Here is a 20,369-nt window from a genome sequence, read left to right on the forward strand (position 1 = left end):
TCTCCTGACAATGCCGAGCAAGCATTGCGGCGCATGACTTTGGCGTCAACGCCCAAAGCCGATCGGTCGCGCTGTCCCGGTCTTTGCCGCATCTTCACAGATCAGCGCGCGCAGGATTTCCTCCGGGTCTGAATCGCCCAGTGCCTGCACCTTGCGGGCCACATTCGCGAAATCCCCGGGAGTAAGCCCGGTAAGTGCAGACAACCCGGCTGGAGGCGAGCATGAAAAATGCGCAGCCCAAGCCAGCGGAAGCTGGTCGATTGAAAGAAAATCGAACCGGATGCGGAAGGTGAACCGGCGCTGTGTTGCAGGGTCGAGCTTTTCAACGAAGTTGGTTGTGCAGACGAAGGGCAGCGGGTGGCTTTCCATCCAGGTGAGCATTTCATTGACCTGGCTCACCTCCCAGCTGCGTTCAGCGCCGCGACGGTCAGCCAGCAGACTGTCTGCCTCGTCGAAGATGAGCATGGCACCGTCGGCGCGTGCGTCAGAAAAGGCCTGCGCGATGTTCTGCTCGCTTTCGCCAACCCATTTCGAGATCAGGTCCGAGGCGCGCTTTTCGATCACTGGCATACCGATGACCCTGGCCAGGTGCCTTGCCCATGCGCTTTTGCCGGTCCCCGCCGGTCCTTCCAGACAGAAACTAACCCTGCGGGATGCATCGCGGGCCGCCAGCCGCGTCTCGATCCGGCCCAGATCTGCATCTGCGCGGGCCAGACCCTGTTGCCAGGGCACTTCCGAATAATGCCGCGGCGCACTATCGGCGCCGCCCTTTGCCAGACGGGCAGCGGCATCAAGCACCTGCGAGACAACCGCTTCCCCACCATTGCAAAGCCTTGCCACCTCCATTGCATCCGACACAAGCGCCGGTGCCTGATCGTGCCGTTCCGCCATTTCCGGAAGGGCGGCATCCGGTATGCCGACACCATGTCGTTCCTCAAGCCGTCGCCAGATGCGCGCCCGGACCCGGCCCGATGGTGGACGCATCAGGACCGAATAGCTGATCCGCCGCAGGAAAGCGGGATCACAGGCCTTGACCGAGTTCGTGGTCCAGATCACCGGGATCGGGTTCGTTTCGAGGATTCGGTTGAAATGGACCTTCGACGGGGTCGGGCGGCTGAGGAAGAAGTTCCCCGCAGCAAACAGGTCTTCCATCTCGTCGAACAGCAGCACGGTGTCCGATCTTTGCCCCAGCATTCGAGACGCCATGGTCAGTTCGGCCAACCGCTCTTGGCGCGACGGCTCCCCGCCCTCATCGTCAGTTTCCCCCACCGCGCGCAGTTCAGCACCGACCTCTCGCGCGAGCACCTTGGCGAATTCAGTCTTGCCTGTGCCGGGAGGTCCGTAGAGCAGAATGTGCATGCCTGGCCGACGCTTGGCGAGCGCGTGCGACAGCAGGTCACGCATCAGATCCGCGTCACGACCCAAAGCTTCGAAATCCCGCCATTCAGCCTCCGGCGCAGCGGCGCGCGGGAACATCAGCGCGATCAGGTCCACAATGCTGTCGACTTCGGCCAGAAGCGCGAGGGTCAGGCGATCAGACAGATCGAACGGCATCCGGCTGCGAAGCCGACCGTGATTGCGCTGCACCAATCCCGAGTTTGTCAGCCTGCCCGAGGCGCGCATCGCAGCCCGGATTTCATGTTCAGGTGCCGCGCAGAACCACGACAACAGCAGCGGCACCGTGACCTCCCCTGTTTCAAGCGCGCCATCGACAACATGTTCGAACCCGTCGAACAACTTGTAGAGGGCAACGAAGGCTAGGGCGGATGTCTCGACCCGGGACAACCCGAAATGATCGCCAAAGAGGGCTGCGTTGCGCTGAACGGTTTCTGCCTCTCCTCCCCCTGCTGAGGGAACCAGGTCATGAGCGATGGACCGGACCTTTTCCCACCAGTGGGCGCTAGGCCGGCTACGGGGCCGCTCTGGGCATTCAATGTCGGTTAGGTATTCCAACCAGCTGGGCAGCTCTTTGGCTATGCGGCTTGCCGGACCGAAACGGTCAGCCAGTCGGGCGATCAGATCAAGGGCGAGGTGTTGTTCGTGCATCATTGTCCATCTCCGTTGTTTCAACAGAGATACCAGGCCAATACGTCAGATCTGGACAGATGGTTTCGGCCTTGGATCGGAATTGATGCCATAACCGCCCCCCCCGGCGGCATCTTTGTGCCTCGGAGGGTCCGCAACGATCCACAAAGGGAGGCGGCCATCAGCCGATCAGGCAGTAACGCTGGATCTGATCGGGGGTGGCGCGCGGTCTGGTTTGCTCGGCGGTCACCGTCTCGGCATGCCTTTCGGGTTCAGGACGCGCTTCTGGGCGGCAATTCGGAACGGTGCGTTCGGACCGCCATAGCCATCGTAGCCGTCGACCCGTTGCACGATCTCGAAGAACAGCCCGCCGGCCAGAGGCCTGCTGTAATATTGGAAGAAGCAGCCGTCGCTGTCCTCGTCATAGAGGATATTGAGCGATTTCATCGTCTCGACCTGATCTGCATCCAGGCTGAACCTGGCCTGCAGATCGGCATAGTAATTGCCGGTCATCGGCAGCGGCTGAAAGCCCATCCCGGACATCCGGCGCGCGGTCGCGAAGATGTCGCCGGTGGCGAAGGCGACATGCTGGACCGCACCGCCGAAGCTGTCGGCCAGAAACCTGCCGGCAAGCGTTCGATGCGTTTCGGCGCCATTCAGCGTGATCCGTGTCGCGCCATCGGGTGACTTGATCGCCTGGCTGCGCACCAGCCCGTCGGGGTCGATGACATCGACCATGACCGCGCGCCGCATGTTGAAGATCGAGCTATAGAACAGCGACCAGCTGAGCATCTCATCGTAGTTCATCGTTTCGGCGATATGGTCGATCCTGTACAGGCCGGCATCCGCTTGCGCGCTTTGCCCGGTTGGCTGGAACTCGACCGACCAGACATTCGCAAGACCGCTGGCCTCGTCGATGAAATGCATGACACTGCCGCCGACCGAACGAATGGCCGGGATCTCCATCTCTCCCGGGCCGACGGCCTGGCTGAAGGGCGCGGCGGCAAGTGCGACGGCCCGCTGTTCGGTGTCGGCGGCACTGGCGACGGACAGTCCGACATCGCAGATATTGGTTCCATGCATCGTATAGGCCGAATTCGCGAAACCGGTTGTCTCGGTATTGACCACGATCCGGATATCGCCCTGCTGCCACAGCGCGACCTGTTTCGAGACATGGTTGCCGACATGAATGAAGCCCATGCTGCGAAGCAGCGCCGTCAGGGCTGCGGCTTCCTCGTCGCGGGTGGCGAATTCGATGAAGGCAAATCCGTCGACATCGACCCGCGCCGGAATGTCGGGCACCTCGATCCGGATGCCGGGTTCGCTGCGGCGGACATCGTCCATGAGCGCGACAAGCGACCGGTAACCGTCGCGGGCCAGGCCATCGGGGCGGCCACCCCGGAACTGGTCGTTGAAGATCTCCAGGCTGACGGGCCCGTCATAGCCGGTGGCCGCAACGGCGCGCATGAAATCGGTGACGGCGAGATCTCCCTCACCCGGCATGGAGCGGAAATGCCGCGACCAGTACAACAGATCCATGTCGATCAGCGGGGCGTCGGCCAGTTGCACGAAGAATATCCTGTCGCTCGGGATGCGGCGGATGGTGTCGGGGTCGATCTTGCGCGCCAATGTGTGAAAACTGTCCAGGATCAGCCCGATATTCGGGTGATCGGCGCGCCGGACGATTTCCCAGGCGTCGCGATGGTCGTTGACATGGCGACCCCAGGCGAGCGCCTCGTATCCGACGCGCATCCCTTGCGTGGCGGCGATCTCGCCAAGTTCGGCGAAGTCGTCGGCGGCGCGGTCTATCCCGCCAAGCGCCGCCGGGTGAAGCGAGGAACAGATCAGCATCAGGTCGGTGCCAAGCTCTGCCATGGTGTCGAACTTGCGGCGCGCGCGCTCGAAAGCCTTGGCGCGCAAGTCGCCCGGAAGCCCCTCGAAGTCCCGGAACGGCTGGAAAAGCGTGATCTCCAGCCCGTGATCGCGGATCATGTCGCCGATCTCGCGCGGGGAGCCGGCATCGGCAATGAAATCCTGTTCGAAGATCTCGATCCCGTCGAAGCCGGCCCGGGCGATGGCGGCCAGCTTTTCGCGGAGATTGCCGGAAATCGAGACCGTGGCGATAGAGGTTTTCATGCCGCTTCATCCTGCGTCAGAAGATCGGCGCGCAGCCGGGCCGGGTCCAACGGCAGGCCCGCGAACAGCGCCCAGGCATCGAGGCCCTGATGGAAAAACAGCTCATAGCCTGAAATGCAGTTCAACCCCTGCGCTTCGGCATCGCGCAGGAACTGCGTATCGACCGGCGTATAGACGGCATCGAAGGCCCAGCTCGCGCCGGTCATGGATCCGGCGGGCAGCGGCGTGCCCTCATGGCCGACCATGCCGACCGGGGTGCCGTTCAGAAGCCCGGCCGCGCCATGTGCTGCCCGGGCGGCGTCCGCTTCCACGGTGATCGGTGGGGCGCCAGGCAGGGCGCGCAGATCGGCGGCAAGGGCCTCGGCCTTGGCCAGATCCCGGTCGGCCAGCCGAATCTCGCTGGCACCGAGCGTGACCAGCCCGAAGGCAAGCGCGCGGCCCACGCCGCCGGTGCCGATCAGGCAGGCAATGCCGGGGGCAATATCGGGGCGGGCATGGCGATAGGCGGCGACAAAGCCCGAGTAATCGGTATTGCATCCCTTCGGGCCGTCCGCTTCGAACAGCACCGTATTGACCGCCCCGATGGCGCGAACCAGCGGGTCGTCGATGGTGACCATTCGCGCCACCCGCTCCTTATAGGGATAGGTGACATTCACCCCGCGAAAGCCGCGCGCGGCAGCCGAGGCGAAGACGGTATCGAAATCCTGGCCCAGTTCCTTCGGAATCAGCCGGTCATAGGTGACCTCGATCCCGTTCTGCACCCCCGCGAGCCGATGCAGCAGCGGCGAGCGCGACCGCAGGATATTGTCGCCGATCAGTCCCAGATACAGTGTCTCGGTCATTGCTCGACCCTTTCAGTTTGCGTGGCGTTGAATTCCCGCCCGACCGCCTCGACCACGGCGAGCGTCCTTGCCGCATCGGCCGCATCCACGATGGGCGGGCAATCGCCGCGGATGACGGCGGCGAAGTGATCGGCCTGAAGAACCAGCGGGTCGGAATCCTCGACCGGCAGGGCGGTCGCGCGCATCGGCGTCAGCCAGCTTCGCGGTCCGTCCGGTCGCCAGAGGCGCAGGCCCGGCAGTTCCAGCGACGCATCGGTGCCAGAGATGGTCAGGCAGGACTGCCCGGTTTCCGGATAGTCCGGGTTTTCCCCGGCGGTCAGTTCCCAGCTCCATGGCGCGGCCGTCGCATCCGAAACCGCCAGCGTCGCCAAAGCACCCGAGGCAAGGCGCAGGATCGCGGCGGCGCTGTCCTCGACCGCATGACCGCGGATCGCGTTCGAGACGAAGGCGCTGACATCCGTGACCTCGCCCAGCAGGTTGCGCAGGGTGTCGATCTCATGGACGAGATTGGTCAGGATCGGCCCGGCCCCCGGCTGTCGCCGCCAATCGGGCCGGAAATAGTCGTCGGGCTTGCAGAGCAGGACCGAAACATGGGCGGTCACGATCCGCCCGAGTGCGCCGGCCTCGATCGCCGCCTTTGCGGCGGCGATGCGCGGGTTGTGGCGGCGGTGATGTCCGATCAGCACCGGAACGCCCGAGGCCCGGGCCGCTTCGACCAGAATCGAAGCCTCGGCCGATGTCGCCGCGACCGGCTTTTCCACCAGCACCGGAAGGCCACGCTCGATACAGGCAAGCGCCTGCGAGACATGCATCCCGGTCGGCGTCGCCAGCACCACGCCCTCGATGCCAGCCGGCAATTCGTCGAGCGTGGCATGGCGGGCGACGCCATGAGCGGCGGCGACGGCATCGGCACCCGGATCGGGATCGACGATGGCCGCCAGCCGCGCGCCCTTGCTTTGCGCCAGCGCCACCGCATGTTTCCTGCCGATCAGACCGGCACCGACGATGGCAATGGAGACGCGCTTCATGGCTCAGGCCGCCTTTCCGCCCAGAAGCCGGGCCTTGCCCTTGTGCCAGATCGGCGTCTGCGAGACGAAGATCAGGATCACCGCGATGAACAGGACCAGAGACAAGGGGCTGGTCAGGATACCCTGGAAGAACAGGCCAAGATCCTCTCGTTCCGAGATGATCGCCCGGCGCCAGTTGTCGTCCAGCAGGCGCGACAGGATCACACCCAGGATGACCGGTCCCAATGGATAGCCGTAATGGCGCATGAAATACCCGAACAGGCCGAAGCCAAGCATCCAGTAGACATCCGTGATCGCGTTGTTCACCGCATAGGCGCCGACGATGGACAGGAGCATGATCAGCGGGATCAGCACGCTGCGCGGCATTTCGACGATCTTGGTGAACAGCCGGATCCCGGTCAGGCCGAAGATCAGCATGAAGAAGTTCGCCGTGATCAATGCGCCGACGATGAACCAGAACATGTGCGGCTGCTCGATCATCAGCATCGGGCCGGGGTTCAGCCCGTGGATGAACAGCGCACCGATCATGATCGCGGTCACCGCATCGCCGGGGATCCCCAGCGTCATCATCGGGATGAAGGCGCCACCCACGGCGGCATTGTTCGCGGTTTCCGGGGCCACCAGCCCCTCGATCGCACCGGTCCCGAAGGGACGTTCGGGGTTCTTGGTCACGCGCTTGGCATGGTCATAGGCCATCAGCGCCGCGATATCGCCGCCGGTGCCCGGAAGCGCGCCGATCAAAACCCCGATGGACGATGTCTGCAGGCTGAGCGGCAGGTGCTTCTTCACGGTCGCGAAGGATGGCACGATCTTGTCGATCTTCTGGCGCACGGCATCCTTGTTGACATGGTGAAGCTGCAAAAGCGCCTCGGACACGCCGAACATGCCGATCATCACCGCGATGAAGGAGATGCCGTTCTCCATGATCGGCAGGCCGAAGGTAAAACGCTCGTCGAAGGTCAGCGGGTCGCGGCCGACCGCACCGATGGCGATGCCGAGCGCACCGGCGAAGATGCCCTTCACCAGGCTTCCCTGGCTCAGCGAGCCGACCAGCAGGATGCCCAGAACCGCCAGCAGCATATAGTCGCGAGGCTGGAAGGTCAGCGCGAAATCCGACACGAAGGGCGCGGCGAGCGCCAGAACGCCAATGCCGATGAAGCCGCCGATGAATGACATCACCGTCGTCACCCCGATGGCCGTTCCAGCCTCGCCGCGCTGTGCCAGAGGATAGCCGTCAAGCGCGGTGGCGATGGCCGAGGGCGCGCCGGGAATGTTCAACAGGATCGCGGTCCGCGAGCCGCCATAGACGCCGCCCATATAGATGCCGATCATCAGCGACAGCGCCGGATAGACATCCCAGGAGAAGGTGAAGGAAATCAGGATCGACACCGCCATGGTGACCGAAAGGCCCGGGATCGCGCCGACATAGACGCCGGCGAATGTCCCCAGCCCCACCAGCAGCAGCAGCTGCGGCTGGGTGAAGATCGTCATTATGTCCAGGAATGCCTGCATCACCCGGCACCTCCATTGATCATGTTGCGGAAGAACTGGATGAACTCTGCCTCGGGAACGACGCCCGAGGGCATCAGGACAGAGAAGACGATGCGGAAGATCAGCCAGATGGTGATAAGGCTGCCCAGCGAAACGCCGATGGTCCAGCCCCAGCCTCGACGCGCCAGAAGCTTGATCGCGGCAATCAGGAACAGTGCCGAAGTCGGCAGGAAGCCAAGCGGGCGCAGCAGGATGCCATAGGCGATCAGCAGACCGGCGAAGACCAGGACCACCGGCGGCAGGATGTCGCGCACGACGGTCTCGCTGTGATCGAGCGGCAGCTTCGCGGTCTTGAACAGGATGATGCCGGCAGTGATGACCATCGCGAGAGTCGTCGCCATCGGGATTGCACCGGGCGAAGACAAAGCGTCGAAGCCAGCGATGCCATAGGCGCTCCATAGAAGCGCAAGGCTGGCGATCAGCATGATCGCCGCGAAGACGAGTTCGCCGGGACGGCGCTGCGTCTGCTCGCCGCCGGGGGTGGCATCCGAGGTGCCGTCGTGATGTTCGGGATCGATATAGATGTCTGGATCGGTGGCAGGCATAGCGTCCTCCTCACGCATGCAGGATAGGAACGGCGCCGCGCTTCGCAAGGGAAGTGCGGCGCCGAAGGTCACCGGAAGGCGACCGTCATTGCCGGTTCGGCAGTCACTCGGCGGGGCGGGCGATCCCGAATTCCTCGGGCGAGGCCTTGGTCAGGCCGGCATCCTGCAGCAGCCAGGCGGTGCCCTGCTGCCAATTGGTCAGGAAGTCCTGCGCCTCGGCGCCCGAGATGTTCATCATGGTGAAGCCGCGACCGTCCATGAGCTCGATGAAATCGGCATTCTCGGCACCGACCTTGTAGGCCTCGGTCAGTTTCGCCACCACGTCATCGGGCGTGCCGTTCGGGACGAAGACGCCGAAGAACGGACCCCAGGGCAGATGCGCCTCATAGCCGGCGTTGAAGCTGGTGATGGTGGGCGCGTCGGGCAGGTTCTTGTTCGCTTCGGTATCGAAGACCGCGAGCGGCTTCATGCTGCCGGCGCGGATGAACTCGATCGAGGCACCGAGCACGGCAGGCATCACGTCGATGGCCCCGCCCTGCAGCGCCGTCAGCGCCGGGCCGTCGCCGTCATAGGGCACCTTGATGACATCGAGGCCGCCTTCGACCGATTCGATCATCGCGGTGATGACCGACGGCAGACCGCCGGGGCCGGTCGAGCCGAAGCGCACAGCGCCGGGATTGGCCTTGATATGCTCCATCATCCCCGCGTAATCGTCGAAGGGCGCATCCGGGCTGGCAACCAGAATGGCGGTGCCGCGGGCCAGGACGTTGATCGGGATGAAGTCCGAATAATCCTTCTTGCCGAGGCCCAGAACCTTGTAGAGCAGCGGGTTCTCGGCGCCCATCAGCAGGGTATAGCCGTCTGCCTTGGCACCCGCGACCTGGTTCAGCGCAATCGCGCCGACGCCGCCGGTGATGTTCTGCAGCACGACCTTGCCGCCGAGAACATCTTCGGCATGGGGCGTGACCGAACGCATGACCGTGTCGGTCGAGCCGCCGGCACCCCATTGAATGATGCCTTGGATTTCCTTTTCCGGATATTCCGCCACGGCTGCCGTGACACTGAGTGCAAGCGCGCCGAGCGCGCCGAATACCATTCGCTTCATGAGTCTCCTCCCTTTCGATACGGACCGCCCGGTTTCCGACAGCGGTGTGTCAGTGCATGATCGCGGGAGGGGGTCATAACGTCAAATACAGTTTTTTCGTGATCGTTAACTTAATGTTACTTTTCTTCTCGCAAGGACGGCCCCTGGGCAACTGCGCGGGACAACTCGCGGCGGAATTGCTGGATCGCGTATTCGGCAAATCCGGATAGAACCCGCCCCTTCTTGCGGGCGATATAGATGCTTACACTGGCGTCCTCGGCCAGCGGGCGGCGCACCAGGCCGGGCATATAGACCTCGGCCACCGAGAATTCGTCGATGATCGCGACACCAAGGCCGTGACGGACCAGGCTGACAACCGTCTGGGCAAAACGACCGCGCATCACGTGGCGAACCGGAAGTCCGGCATCGATAAAGGGCTTTGCCATGAGCGCGCCGTAAGGGTCGACGGGGCTGACGCCGATCATCGGTTGATCGGCAAGGTCGTGGACCGAAATCGCCGGACGATTCACGAGCGGATGATTTTCGGGCATGATGACGACCAGCCGCCCTTCAGAGATCCGCTCGTTCTCGATGGCCTCGTTCTGTACGGCGGAGCTCATGACCACGAATTCCCCCCGTTCCAGAAGCAGGTAATCGACGGTCTCCTCGATCTTGAGGATATTGAGGTCCATGAACAGGTCGGCATAGCGGTACCGGACCCGGCGCATCACCCGCGCGGCGATGAACTGGGCGATCGACGGGGCCGAGGCGAAGGCCAGTTGCACATCCTCGCCCTTCTGCAGCGCATTGACGGCCGTCTGCAGGTTCTCGACACCGCGATAGACCTCGCGCAGTTGGTCGAAGACCCGTGACGCCTCGACCGAGGGCACGAAAAGTCCCGCCTTTCGCTCGAACAGCCGGATGCCGAGCGATTCTTCGGTATGCTTCACCAGCCGGCTGATGCCGGGGGCCGAGACATGCAGCATCTTGGCCGCGCCGCTGATCGTGCCGGTCAGCATGACGGCCCGAATGACCTCGACCTGCCGCAGGGTGATTTCCGACATCTTCCCTCTCCTCCCCAGGGTGGATGTTAACCTGATGTTATGCGATGATACATACAAGCATTTGACGTTACATCACAGATTTCCAAACCTGCGCATATGAAAGCGCAGACAGACAATCACGAGACGCCCGAATGGGCAGAGACCTGCGACCTGATCGTCGCCGGCGCCGGTGCGGCCGGGCTGGCGGCGGCGGTGACGGCGGCGCATCACGGCCTGTCGGTGGTGCTGGCCGAAAAGGCGCCGGTGCTGGGCGGCACGACGGCCTGGTCGGGCGGCTGGATCTGGGCGCCGGACAATCCGGTCGCCCGGCGCGCCGGCGTGCAGGAGAAGGCGGGCGACCCGCAACGCTATCTCGAAGCGGTGCTGGGCAACCGCTTCGACCCGGAACTGGCCTTGGCCTTCCTGAATGCTGCGCCCGAAATGGTGGATTTCTTCGAAAGCCATACCGCGCTGCAATTCGATGCCGGGCTGAAGATCCCCGACACTTACAGCCATCAACCTGGGGCCGGCATGGGCGGGCGCTCGGTCATCGCGAAGCCCTATGACGGCCGCGAACTCGGGGCGCAGATCCACCTCCTGCGACCGCCGATGCGCGAGACGACGTTCCTCGGCCTGACCATTCAGGCCGGCCCCGACCTGCGCGCCTTCATGACGGCGACCCGCTCGCCGCGAGCGGCGCTGCATGTCGCGGGCAGGCTGGGGCGGCATTTCCGGGACCTGCTGCGCCACGGCCGGGCCATGCAGATGCGCAATGGCAGCGCACTTGTCGCGCGGCTGATCCGTTCGGCGCTCGACAGCGGCGTGGACCTGCGACCGCGACATGCACTGGCAAGGCTGGTGTCGGAAGGGGACGGCATTGCCGGCGCCGTTCTGGTTGCCGATGGCCGCGAGATCGCCATCCGGGCCAGGCGCGGCGTGGTGCTGGCCTGCGGCGGTTATCCCCATGACCTGCCGCGCCGCGCCAGAAGTTTTCCGCGCCCCGAAGGGCATCTGACGCTGGCTGTGCCCGAGGCCTGCGGCGACGGCTTGCGCCTTGGCGAAAGCGCCGGCGGCAGTCAGGCACAGGGCCTTGCCGCCCCTGCCGCTTGGTGCCCGGTCTCGCGCGTCGACTGGCCCGATGGCACTCATGGGGTCTTCCCGCATATCATCGACCGCGGCAAGCCGGGGCTGATCGGGGTGCTGGCCACTGGCCGGCGCTTCTGCAACGAGGGGCTGGGCTATCACGATTACGTCGAAGCCATGCTGGCGCATGTCCCCGAGGGCGAGGAAGTCGCCTCCTGGCTGATCTGCGACCGCCGCTTCCTGCGTCGCTACGGGCTGGGCATCGTGCGCCCGTCGCCGGTTCCGGTCGGACCGTGGCTGCGCACGGGCTATCTGAAGACGGGCCGGACCATCGCCGAACTGGCGCGGGCCTGCGGGATCGACGCCGACGGGCTGGCGCAGACCATCGCCACGTTCAACGGACCCGCCGCGCAAGGCGAGGATCCGGCCTTCGGACGCGGCACGACACCCTATATGCGCCTGCAGGGCGATCCCGATCACGGCCCCAATCCCTGCCTCGCCCCAATTGTCCGGGCACCCTTCTATGCGGTGAAGGTTGTCCCCGGCAGCTTCGGCACCTTCGCGGGACTGCTCACCGATGGCCATGCCCGCGTGCTGGACGCGGAGGGATCGCCGATACCCGGCCTCTATGCCGCCGGCACCGACATGGCGAGCGTCATGCGCGGCTTCTACCCCGCCGGCGGCATCAATCTCGGCCCGGCGCTGACCTTCGGCTTCATCGCCGGTCGCCATGCCGCAGGGGGCCGCCCATGACCCGCAAACTGGGTGTCGCCCATCTGACCGCCATCGACCTTGCGCCCGCGGCCTTCATCGAATCCGCCGCGCGTGCCGGCTTCGACCATGTCGGCCTGCGACTTTTGCGGGTGACGGGGACCAGCCCCGGCTATCCGCTGATGGATGACCCGGCAGCCATGCGCGAGACCCGACGCGCAATGGCGGCGACGGGCCTGACGGTGCATGACATCGAGTTCGTGCGGATCACGCCCGAGACCGAGCCGGCCAGCCTTGGCGCCTTCCTGGACGCGGGCGCGGAACTGGGCGCAAGGCAGGTGATCTGCGCCCCCTACGATCCAGATCTGCACCGCCTTGCAGAGCGTCTGGCGGAACTGTCATTCCATGCCGCCGGGCGCGGCCTCGGCATCGTGCTGGAGTTCTTCCCCTGGACCGTCGTCCCGGATCTCGCCACCGCAATCCGTGTGACCGTGGCCGCGGGCGAGAAGGTCGGCATCCTCGTCGACAGCCTGCATTTCGACCGCTCCGGCTCCACGCTCGACCAGCTTCGCCACGTCCCGCCCGCGCGCCTGCCCTTCGCCCATCTCGCCGATGCGATGGTGCAGCCGTCCTATTCCGAGGCGGAGCTGCTGCACACCGCCCGCGACGAGAGACTTCCCCCCGACGAGGGTCAGATCGACCTGCGGGACTTCCTCGCGGCACTGCCGAAGGACCTTCCCGTCTCGGTCGAGGTGCCGATGTCCGCCTTCGCTGCGGCAGAGGGCAACGACGCGGTCCTGCGCCGCGTGGCACGGGCCAGCCGACAGTTGCTCAGCCGGAGCGAGGCCGATGATCAGGAGCCAGGCCTGCGATGACCCGGTTCGGCGCCGGCCTAAGGCGCGTCTCAAGAACCTACACCAAAGGTAGTGTTTGTTGACTTATACCAACGGCCCTCGATCCTGACTCGCTTTATGGGGCTTCGGGATGCGCCGTCTTTCTGAAGCAATGCCATTGCACAACATGGAGTTGGGGGCGGCAGGGATTGCGATCACGCTGAGGGATCTGACGGCGGGGCAGTTGCGCAAGTCGGCTATCCGAACGAAGGACGCTTGAGCGGCGTGGCAGATGCTGGCGCTCGCGCTGGTAATGGAAGGCGTGGACCGGAAGACCGCAGCCGAGAGTTGCGGAATGGACAGGCAAACGTTGCGGGATTGGGTGCATCGTTACATTTCCGAGGGGCTCGCGGGGCTTTCGAACCGCAGGAAGCCGAACCTGGGCAGAAGTCAGCTTGCAGGGCCGTTGGTGTGACATCGTTCTATACGCCAGCCTCAGGCGAGGAGGCAGTATCTACCTGATAGGTGGTGCGAGAGAGATCATCGGCATTCGGCAGTTTTGGGACCTGACGGACCGACCGATCGACAGCTTAGGGATTGTGGGGATTCATCTTGAGTTGATGACGGCGGCGGCGAGATAGATCATTGCGGAGAAGCTTTGGTCGGTTTTGCAGGCGCGCATGGCGATACGCTTGAACTCTTTGAGTTTGCAGAAGAAGTTTTCGACCAAGTGGCGCCATTTGTAGATCTCGGCGTCGATCTTGAGCTTCTGGGCGCGACCGGGATGCTGCGAGATGACGACCTTGGCGCCGCGCTTGTCGAGTTCCTCGACGATCCAGTTGGCGTCATAGGCCTTGTCACCCAGCAGCGCGCCGAAATTGACGCCCTCGATCAGCGGCGCAACGCCGATGGTGTCGAAGCGATGTCCAGGCAGCAGTTCGAAGCGGACCAGATTGCCCAAGGCATCGGTCAGCGCCAGGATCTTGGGGACTATCCTGAATTTTGTGCGCTGACGTGGTAACTGCTCGAAGAGGAGACCCACGTATGAGCATCGACAAAGACTTGCTGGATCGCCTGATGGAAGGACGGTCGCCTGGAGATCTGTTTGGCAAGACCGGCATCCTGTCGGAACTGACCAAGGCACTGGCGGAACGTGCGCTGAGCACGGAGATGGACGTCCATCTCGATGAAGAGCGCGCCGAGGAAGCGCCTGAGGGCCAGAACCAGCCCCCCAATCGCCGCAACGGGCGTAGCCAGAAGACGGTGACCACCGACAGCGGCAAGGTTGTCCTGGACATTCCGCGCGACCGCAACGGCACCTTCGATCCGCTGCTGATCGCCAAATATCAGCGGCGCTTTCCCGAGTTCGATCGCAAGATCATCAGCATGTATGCCCGGGGCATGACGACCCGCGAGATCCAGGGTCATATCGAGGAAATCTACGGCGTCGAGGCATCGCCGAGCTTGATTTCTGCGATCACCGACGCGGTCATGGACGAGGTTGCCGCCTGGCAGAACCGCCCCTTGGAACCCTGCTATCCGATCGTCTTCATGGACGCGATCCGGGTCAATATCCGCAGCGACGGGACGGTCTCGAACAAGGCGGTCTTCGTAGCCCTGGCGGTTTTGCCGGATGGCACGCGGGACGTTCTGGGCCTGTGGTTCCAGGCCAATGAGGGTGCGAAGTTCTGGGCCAAGGTTCTCAGCGACCTGCGCAACCGAGGCGTCCAGGACATCCTCATCGCCGTCGTGGACGGGCTGAAGGGCTTTCCGCAGGCCATTGAGGCGGCTTTCCCCCAGACCAGGATCCAGACCTGTATCGTCCACCTCCTGCGCCATTCCATGAACTTCGCCAGTTACAAGGACCGCAAGGCCGTCGCCGCCGCTCTCAAGGCGATCTACACGGCGGTGGATGCTGACGCGGCCGAACTAGCCCTGACCGATTTCGAGGACAGCGATCTCGCCCGACGGTATCCGGCGATCGCGCCGAGCTGGCGCCGCGCCTGGAACGAGGTCATCCCGTTCCTCGACTACCCGCCCGAGGTGCGCAGACTGATCTACACCACGAATGCCATCGAGGCGCTCAATTCGAAGGTCCGTCGCGCTGTCCGCACACGCGGCCATTTCCCAAGCGACGATGCGGCGGCGAAATTGATCTATCTGGCGCTCAATGCTACATCGACCGAGTGGAAGCGTTCGGTCCGCGAATGGCACGCTGTCAGATCGCAGTTCGCCATCATGTTCGAAGACCGCTTCCCGATGGCGTAAGAAAACGCGTCACGCACAAAATTCTGCACAGTCTCGGATCTTGGTCGTCATTCCGCCTTTGGAGCGACCGATGGCCTGGCTCTGAGTCCCCCTTTTGCGCCCTGGCCGTGCCGGTGAACCTTGACGATGGTGGCATCGACCATAGCGTATTCCATGTCAGGTTCTTCCGACAGGGCATCGAAAATTCGCTTGAAAACATCAGCTTCTCGCCAATCGCGGAAGCGCCGGAACGCCGTGCTCCAGTTACCGAACATCGCTGGCAGATCGCGCCATGGACTGCCCGTTCGCACAATCCACAACACCGCCTCCACAAAAAGCCGGTTGTTCCTGCCGCTTCGACCCGGGTCCGTCGCCTTACCCAAGCAGTGCGGCTCCATCTTCGCCCATTGGGCATCGGTCAAGACAAAGCGTTCCATCCAAAGTATGAATCACATCTCCGCCAAAATGGAAATCCTGAATCCCCACAATCCCTAGGTCGCTTCTGTTGCCGCTTTCCTCTCTTATTTCGTAATAAGCAGGAAAAAACCCTCTGCCCGACCGGCTTCAAGACCGCCCAAGCAGCCGGCCCATGGTATCGAAGGCAGCTTCGATCGCCCATGCGCCGCTGACATGGCCGGGCGACAGACGCAGCACCTGACCCCGACAGTCGGTCGATACCCCCTCTCCGGCCAAAGTGGTCACGACGGCCGTTGCATCTTCCGCTGTTGGCAGCCGCAGCATGACGGACCCGCCGCGTTTCGCGGCATCGCGGGGCGAGTTCAGAGTCAGGCCCAGCCCATCGGCGCATTCGATGATGCGCTCCACCATTCTGCGGTTGTCACTGACCAATGTGTCACGATCCTGCCGCGTGTGCCATTGCAGCGCGGGCAAGGATGCGACTGCGGCCATGGCTGCCGGCGTGCCGCTATCGAAGCGCCGGGCGTCCGGTGCATATGCAAATTTGTCCAGATCCCATGAGAAAGGGTTGGCCTGCGAAAACCAGCCGCGCGCTTCGGGCGACAGATCGTCGAGAAGCGCCTCTTTGACATAAATAATGCCGGCACCCGGCGTGCCGCACATCCATTTCAGGCTCGTCGAAAGCACAAAGTCCAGATCGAGCGCATGGGCATCGAACGGCAACAGTCCAGCCGCCTGCGTGATGTCAGCGCAGACCAGACTGCCCATATCGTGCCCATGGGCGGTCAGCGCCGCGGCGTCGCAGCGGGCCGAGGCGATAGAAGTCACCCAGGTGAACAGACCAAGGGCGACGTCGCGGTCCCAATGGGCGATCATGTCCTCGGTCTCGACCCAGCTTTTCCCTTCGGACAGAGGCACGGTCTCAAGCGTGAACCCCATTTTCGGCGCCAACCCCGCCAGCAGGAAATGAACCGAGGGGAAACAGTCCGCCGTGACCAGGACGCGCTTGCCTTTCAGCATCGCCTCCGGCAGGGCGCGCATGAGCATGTGCATCCCCGCCGTGACGCTTTCACAGGTTGTCGTCGTGCCTTCGGGCGTATTCAGAACCTGGCGCCAGCAATCGATGAAGGCGGCACGCTTCTGCATGATATAGCCCCATTGCCCGTCATCCGGTGCCGCCCAGACCCGCGCGAAATCGGCCATTGCAGTTGCCAGTTCGGCCTCTTTCCCGGGATACTGGCCGATGGAATGATACAGGAAATATCCTTGGCCAGGGTCGTTGGTCAGCTTGTTACGGGGCATGAAATATATCCTTGTCAGAAGCCCATCAGTCGCGGCAGCGCCAGGCTGATCTGCGGAAAGGCCGAGATGATCGCGAGTGCGAGAAAATTGACCAGCAGGAAGGGCATATTGGCCCGCACAAGCGCGCCCAGCCCGCAGCCCGCGATCCGCTCGGCCGCGAAAAGGCAGACGCCAAGCGGCGGCGTCAGCAGGCCGATATTCAGGTTGAGGATGGCAACAACACCGAAATGCATCGGGTCGATGCCGGATTGCACGGCCGCTGCCGACAGCAGTGGGCCGAACAGGATGATCACCGTGGTCGGGTCGATGAACATCCCAAGCACCAGCAGCAGCACATTGAAGAGCAGAAGCGTGCCGAAATATCCAAGTTCCCAACCACCGATCGCACCGGCAACGAGGGCTGGCACATTCTCACGGCCCATGACCCATGAAAACGCCGCACCGCAGCCGACGATGATCAGCAGTTGCCCCGAAAACACCGCAGAACTGCGCAGGACAGCAAAAAACCCCCGCAGATCCAGCGCGCGATAGATGAACATCGACACAAGCAGGGCATAGAGGGCCGCGACTGCACCGGCCTCGGTCGGGGTCATGATCCCGCCCAATAGCCCGGCCAGGATGATGACGGGAATCATCAGCGGCAGGGCGGCCGCGCCGGTGGCCTGCGCGACTGCACGCGGCGAACGATCCATCTCGATCCGAGGGTAGTCATGCATTTTCGCCTGCACGGCGATCAGCCCCATCTGGGCCAGCCCGATGACCAGACCGGGCAATAGCGTCGCCGCCATCAGCCCGCCGATGGAAATGCCGGTCATGGAGCCATAGATCACAGCAACCAGAGACGGCGGCACCATTGGCCCGATGATCGAAGACGAGGCGGTGACCGCTGCCGCATAGGCCGCCGTATAGCCCTGTGCGACCATCGAAGGAATGAATACCCGGCCCAGGGCGGCGATATCGCCAAGTGCTACGCCGGTGATGCCCGCAAACAGGATAGAGGCACCAACATTGACCTGCGCCAGACCGCCGCGCATCCAGCCGAACAGGACATTCGCGAAATGGACCAGCTTCTCGGTAATGCGACCGGCATTCACCAACTCTCCTGCCAGAATGAACAGCGGGATCGCCATCAGAACAAAGCTGTCCATCCCCTGATAAAGTCGTTCCGACGCAAGCGGCAGATATCGCCAATGGTCCCCCCAGGCCATCCAGACCAGCATGGAGGCAATCATCGACCAGGCAATCGGCAGTCCGAGCACCATCAGTCCAAGGAAACTGGCCAACAGCGCAAGCAAGGCACCACTCATTCGATCCGGTCTCCGCGCAGAAGCCGGTCCGAAGCGAAGAAAGTCGCGAACAGAAAGCTGACCGGCACGGCGGCATACGGATAGGAGAGGCTGATCCGCAATCCGTCGCTGCGTTGACCCGCCGCAAAGATCACCATCTCGATGCCCTGCCAGAACAATACCGCGACAACGCCAAGGGTCACGATATCCAGCAGAAATCGAAGGGCGCGTTCCGCGGTGGGCAGGGATTGTGCCAGAAAATCCGGCAGCAGGCTGATGCGGATATGGCTGGCTTCACGTATGGCAACAGCCGATGCCAGCAAGGTCGACCAGATCATGGCATAGCGGGCGACCTCCTCGGTAAAGACCGGGATGCCGGCACCAGTATAGCGCAACAGGATCTGGATCACGACCAATGCGAACATCGCCAGCAGGCACAGGGCAGCCGAGGCACGCAGCACCTTATCGAGTATCGAAGCGGACCGGGCCAGCCTGTGCATGTCACCGGGCGCCTTCAACCGCGCCGAAGGCCTGTTCGATCAGTTCGGGTGTATCGAGGTTCTCCCGCAACCAGTCAAGCGCTGCCGGCTGCATCACCACCTTGAAGGCATCGCGCTGTTCCCCAGTCAACCGCTGAACCGTCACACCATTTTCCTCGGCGGCGGCGATTGCCTCTGCCTCGGCAGCACGAGAGGCTTCGCGGTTATAGGCGATGGCGGCGTCGGCGGCATCGCGGATGGCCTGTTGGTCCGCTTCAGGCAGGCCGGAAAAGAAATCGTCAGAGATACCGAGCGGCCCGAAGGCATAGACATGGCCGGTCATCGACAGATGAGACTGCACCTCGGCAAGATTGATCAGGTTGAAGATCGCAACCGAGTTGTCCTGTCCATCGACCACGCCAGTCCGCAGCGCGGTATAAAGCTCTCCGAAGGCGACCGGAGAGGCAGAGGCCCCCATGGCCTCGACCGGAATGGTGGCAAGCGGCCCGAGCACCCGCAATTTCAGGCCCTTCATATCGTCGGGACCTTCGATCGAACGGTTGGCGCTGAAATGCTTGAAGCCGCCCGATTCCCACCAGCCGAGAACGCGGATGCCGGTCTCGTTCAGGATGGCGTCGGCCATGGATTGTCCGAACGGCCCGTCAAGCACGGCCCAGGCAGTTTCCTCATCCGGAAACAGATAGGGCATGTTCAGAACCATCACGTCGGGATAGATCGAGGCATAATTGCCGTCTGCAGCATCGGTCATTTCCAGAAGGCCGCGGCGCATCTGCGCCAGCCGGTCGTTCGGAGCACCCAGCGCGCCTCCATAGACCAGTTCGACGTTGATATCCGTATTGGCCTCGACCTGTTCTTCGAAGGTCCGATACATGCCGTTGACGAAATCGAAACCCTCGATCGTCTCGGGCAAGGACAAGCCCACGGTCAATGTCTGCGCCGCCGCCGGGGCGGCCAGGGCAAACAGGGCCGCGGCGGTGATGTTGATGGGCTTCAGGGTGCTGAGTTTCATGAGGTCATCCTTTTTCCGTCATCGGGCAAAGGCTTTCGATGCCCGTTTTTCGAGGTATCCAGTGAATCTGACCATCGGCCACAGGATCATCACATAGATACCTGCGGCCCCGATCAGTGGGGTGGGATTGGCGAACAGTGCCTGCGCGTCGGTGGCCTGTTTGAGCAGATCGGACAGCGCCACGACCGAGGCGAGCGCCGTATCCTTGATGACCGAAACACAGTTCGAAGCATGTGGCGGAATAACGATCCGCACCGCCTGGGGCAGGATCACCTTGCGCATCGTCACCGTGAATCCGAGACCGAGCGATTGCGCCGCCTCGAATTGGCCCTTGGGAATGGCCTGAATGCCCGCCCGTAGGACTTCGGCGGTGAAGGCGGTCAGAACCATGATCAGCGCCGTTGCTGCCGCCACGAAAGAGTTGAGCGTGATACCCGCAAATGGCAGCGCGTAATAGATGAGGATCAGGAGCACCAGCACCGGGATTGCACGAACCAGGTCGATGTAAAGCACCGCAAGGATGCGGATCGGCTTGGGCGCATAAAGCCGGACGACAGCCAGAAGAGTGCCCAGGACTGTGCCGCCAATGATCGTCACAATGCCGAGGCCAAGGGTAAACTTCAGCCCGGTCAACAGCATCGGCAGCGCCCGCTGCAGCACGCTCATGTTGAAGAATATGTCCAGGATATTCATCGAAGGTATCATCCTGATTAGGAAGGCCGGGGAA

Annotated in this window: 18 protein-coding genes and 1 pseudogene; 4 read left to right on the plus strand and 15 right to left on the minus strand. The window is 63.2% G+C overall.

Annotated elements, in window-relative coordinates; all coding sequences use genetic code 11:
- Positions 1–45 precede the first annotated feature (45 nt).
- From Q0330_RS11420 to Q0330_RS11455, 8 genes are all read right to left on the minus strand, one after another.
- Positions 46–2,049 (minus strand): AAA family ATPase, encoded by a 2,004-nt coding sequence (locus Q0330_RS11420; RefSeq protein ID WP_299478993.1) that lies wholly within the window; start codon positions 2,047–2,049, stop codon positions 46–48.
- Positions 2,050–2,271: 222 nt separating this feature from the next.
- Positions 2,272–4,161, minus strand: a complete 1,890-nt coding sequence (locus tag Q0330_RS11425; protein WP_299478996.1) for a sugar phosphate isomerase/epimerase and 4-hydroxyphenylpyruvate domain-containing protein — start codon at positions 4,159–4,161, stop codon at positions 2,272–2,274.
- The gene (locus Q0330_RS11430) at positions 4,158–5,003 is read right to left on the minus strand and encodes a shikimate dehydrogenase (RefSeq protein ID WP_299478999.1); all 846 of its coding nucleotides are present in this window, start codon (positions 5,001–5,003) and stop codon (positions 4,158–4,160) included. The genes Q0330_RS11425 and Q0330_RS11430 overlap by 4 nt, the downstream gene beginning before the upstream one ends.
- Entirely contained in the window at positions 5,000–6,031 is a 1,032-nt protein-coding gene (locus Q0330_RS11435) for a Gfo/Idh/MocA family oxidoreductase (protein ID WP_299479002.1), read from the minus strand. Before Q0330_RS11435 ends, Q0330_RS11430 begins: the two co-directional genes overlap by 4 nt.
- 3 nt (positions 6,032–6,034) lie before the next feature.
- Positions 6,035–7,543, minus strand: a complete 1,509-nt coding sequence (locus Q0330_RS11440; RefSeq protein WP_299479005.1) for a tripartite tricarboxylate transporter permease — start codon at positions 7,541–7,543, stop codon at positions 6,035–6,037.
- A complete protein-coding gene (locus Q0330_RS11445) occupies positions 7,543–8,127 on the minus strand; it encodes a tripartite tricarboxylate transporter TctB family protein (RefSeq protein ID WP_299479008.1) in 585 nt (194 codons plus the stop codon). Before Q0330_RS11445 ends, Q0330_RS11440 begins: the two co-directional genes overlap by 1 nt.
- A gap of 103 nt (positions 8,128–8,230) precedes the next feature.
- Entirely contained in the window at positions 8,231–9,232 is a 1,002-nt protein-coding gene (locus Q0330_RS11450; RefSeq protein WP_299479011.1) for a tripartite tricarboxylate transporter substrate binding protein, read from the minus strand.
- Positions 9,233–9,348: 116 nt separating this feature from the next.
- Positions 9,349–10,275 (minus strand): LysR substrate-binding domain-containing protein, encoded by a 927-nt coding sequence (locus Q0330_RS11455; protein ID WP_299479014.1) that lies wholly within the window; start codon positions 10,273–10,275, stop codon positions 9,349–9,351.
- 96 nt (positions 10,276–10,371) lie between these two features.
- Between Q0330_RS11455 and Q0330_RS11460 the strand changes: the two genes are divergently transcribed.
- From Q0330_RS11460 to Q0330_RS19230, 3 genes are all read left to right on the plus strand, one after another.
- Entirely contained in the window at positions 10,372–12,090 is a 1,719-nt protein-coding gene (locus Q0330_RS11460) for an FAD-dependent oxidoreductase (protein ID WP_299479016.1), read from the plus strand.
- A complete protein-coding gene (locus Q0330_RS11465) occupies positions 12,087–12,923 on the plus strand; it encodes a TIM barrel protein (protein WP_299479019.1) in 837 nt (278 codons plus the stop codon). The genes Q0330_RS11460 and Q0330_RS11465 overlap by 4 nt, the downstream gene beginning before the upstream one ends.
- 250 nt (positions 12,924–13,173) lie before the next feature.
- The gene (locus Q0330_RS19230; protein ID WP_366518331.1) at positions 13,174–13,356 is read left to right on the plus strand and encodes a helix-turn-helix domain-containing protein; all 183 of its coding nucleotides are present in this window, start codon (positions 13,174–13,176) and stop codon (positions 13,354–13,356) included.
- Positions 13,357–13,488: 132 nt separating this feature from the next.
- Here Q0330_RS19230 and Q0330_RS11470 read toward each other — a convergent pair whose 3' ends face one another.
- Positions 13,489–13,923, minus strand: a complete 435-nt coding sequence (locus tag Q0330_RS11470) for a transposase (RefSeq protein WP_299479022.1) — start codon at positions 13,921–13,923, stop codon at positions 13,489–13,491.
- A 2-nt stretch (positions 13,924–13,925) separates the two neighbouring features.
- Between Q0330_RS11470 and Q0330_RS11475 the strand changes: the two genes are divergently transcribed.
- Positions 13,926–15,149 carry an IS256 family transposase gene (locus Q0330_RS11475; protein ID WP_299479026.1) on the plus strand — a complete coding sequence of 408 codons (1,224 nt, stop codon included), beginning with the start codon at positions 13,926–13,928 and terminating at the stop codon, positions 15,147–15,149.
- Between the two features lie 36 nt (positions 15,150–15,185).
- Here Q0330_RS11475 and Q0330_RS11480 read toward each other — a convergent pair.
- From Q0330_RS11480 to Q0330_RS11505, 6 genes and pseudogenes are all read right to left on the minus strand, one after another.
- Positions 15,186–15,565, minus strand: a pseudogene (locus Q0330_RS11480) (IS5 family transposase); the annotation flags it as partial.
- A gap of 127 nt (positions 15,566–15,692) precedes the next feature.
- On the minus strand, positions 15,693–16,847 hold the full coding sequence (locus tag Q0330_RS11485) for an aminotransferase class V-fold PLP-dependent enzyme (protein WP_299479029.1): 1,155 nt from the start codon (positions 16,845–16,847) through the stop codon (positions 15,693–15,695).
- A gap of 14 nt (positions 16,848–16,861) precedes the next feature.
- Entirely contained in the window at positions 16,862–18,154 is a 1,293-nt protein-coding gene (locus tag Q0330_RS11490) for a TRAP transporter large permease (RefSeq protein ID WP_299479032.1), read from the minus strand.
- A complete protein-coding gene (locus Q0330_RS11495; RefSeq protein ID WP_299479036.1) occupies positions 18,151–18,594 on the minus strand; it encodes a TRAP transporter small permease subunit in 444 nt (147 codons plus the stop codon). Before Q0330_RS11495 ends, Q0330_RS11490 begins: the two co-directional genes overlap by 4 nt.
- Before the next feature lie 40 nt (positions 18,595–18,634).
- Entirely contained in the window at positions 18,635–19,642 is a 1,008-nt protein-coding gene (gene dctP / locus Q0330_RS11500; protein ID WP_299479039.1) for a TRAP transporter substrate-binding protein DctP, read from the minus strand.
- Positions 19,643–19,660: 18 nt separating this feature from the next.
- Positions 19,661–20,335 (minus strand): amino acid ABC transporter permease, encoded by a 675-nt coding sequence (locus tag Q0330_RS11505; RefSeq protein ID WP_299479042.1) that lies wholly within the window; start codon positions 20,333–20,335, stop codon positions 19,661–19,663.
- Positions 20,336–20,369: the final 34 nt, after the last annotated feature.

This window comes from uncultured Paracoccus sp. (assembly GCF_937873615.1).
GTDB lineage: Bacteria > Pseudomonadota > Alphaproteobacteria > Rhodobacterales > Rhodobacteraceae > Paracoccus.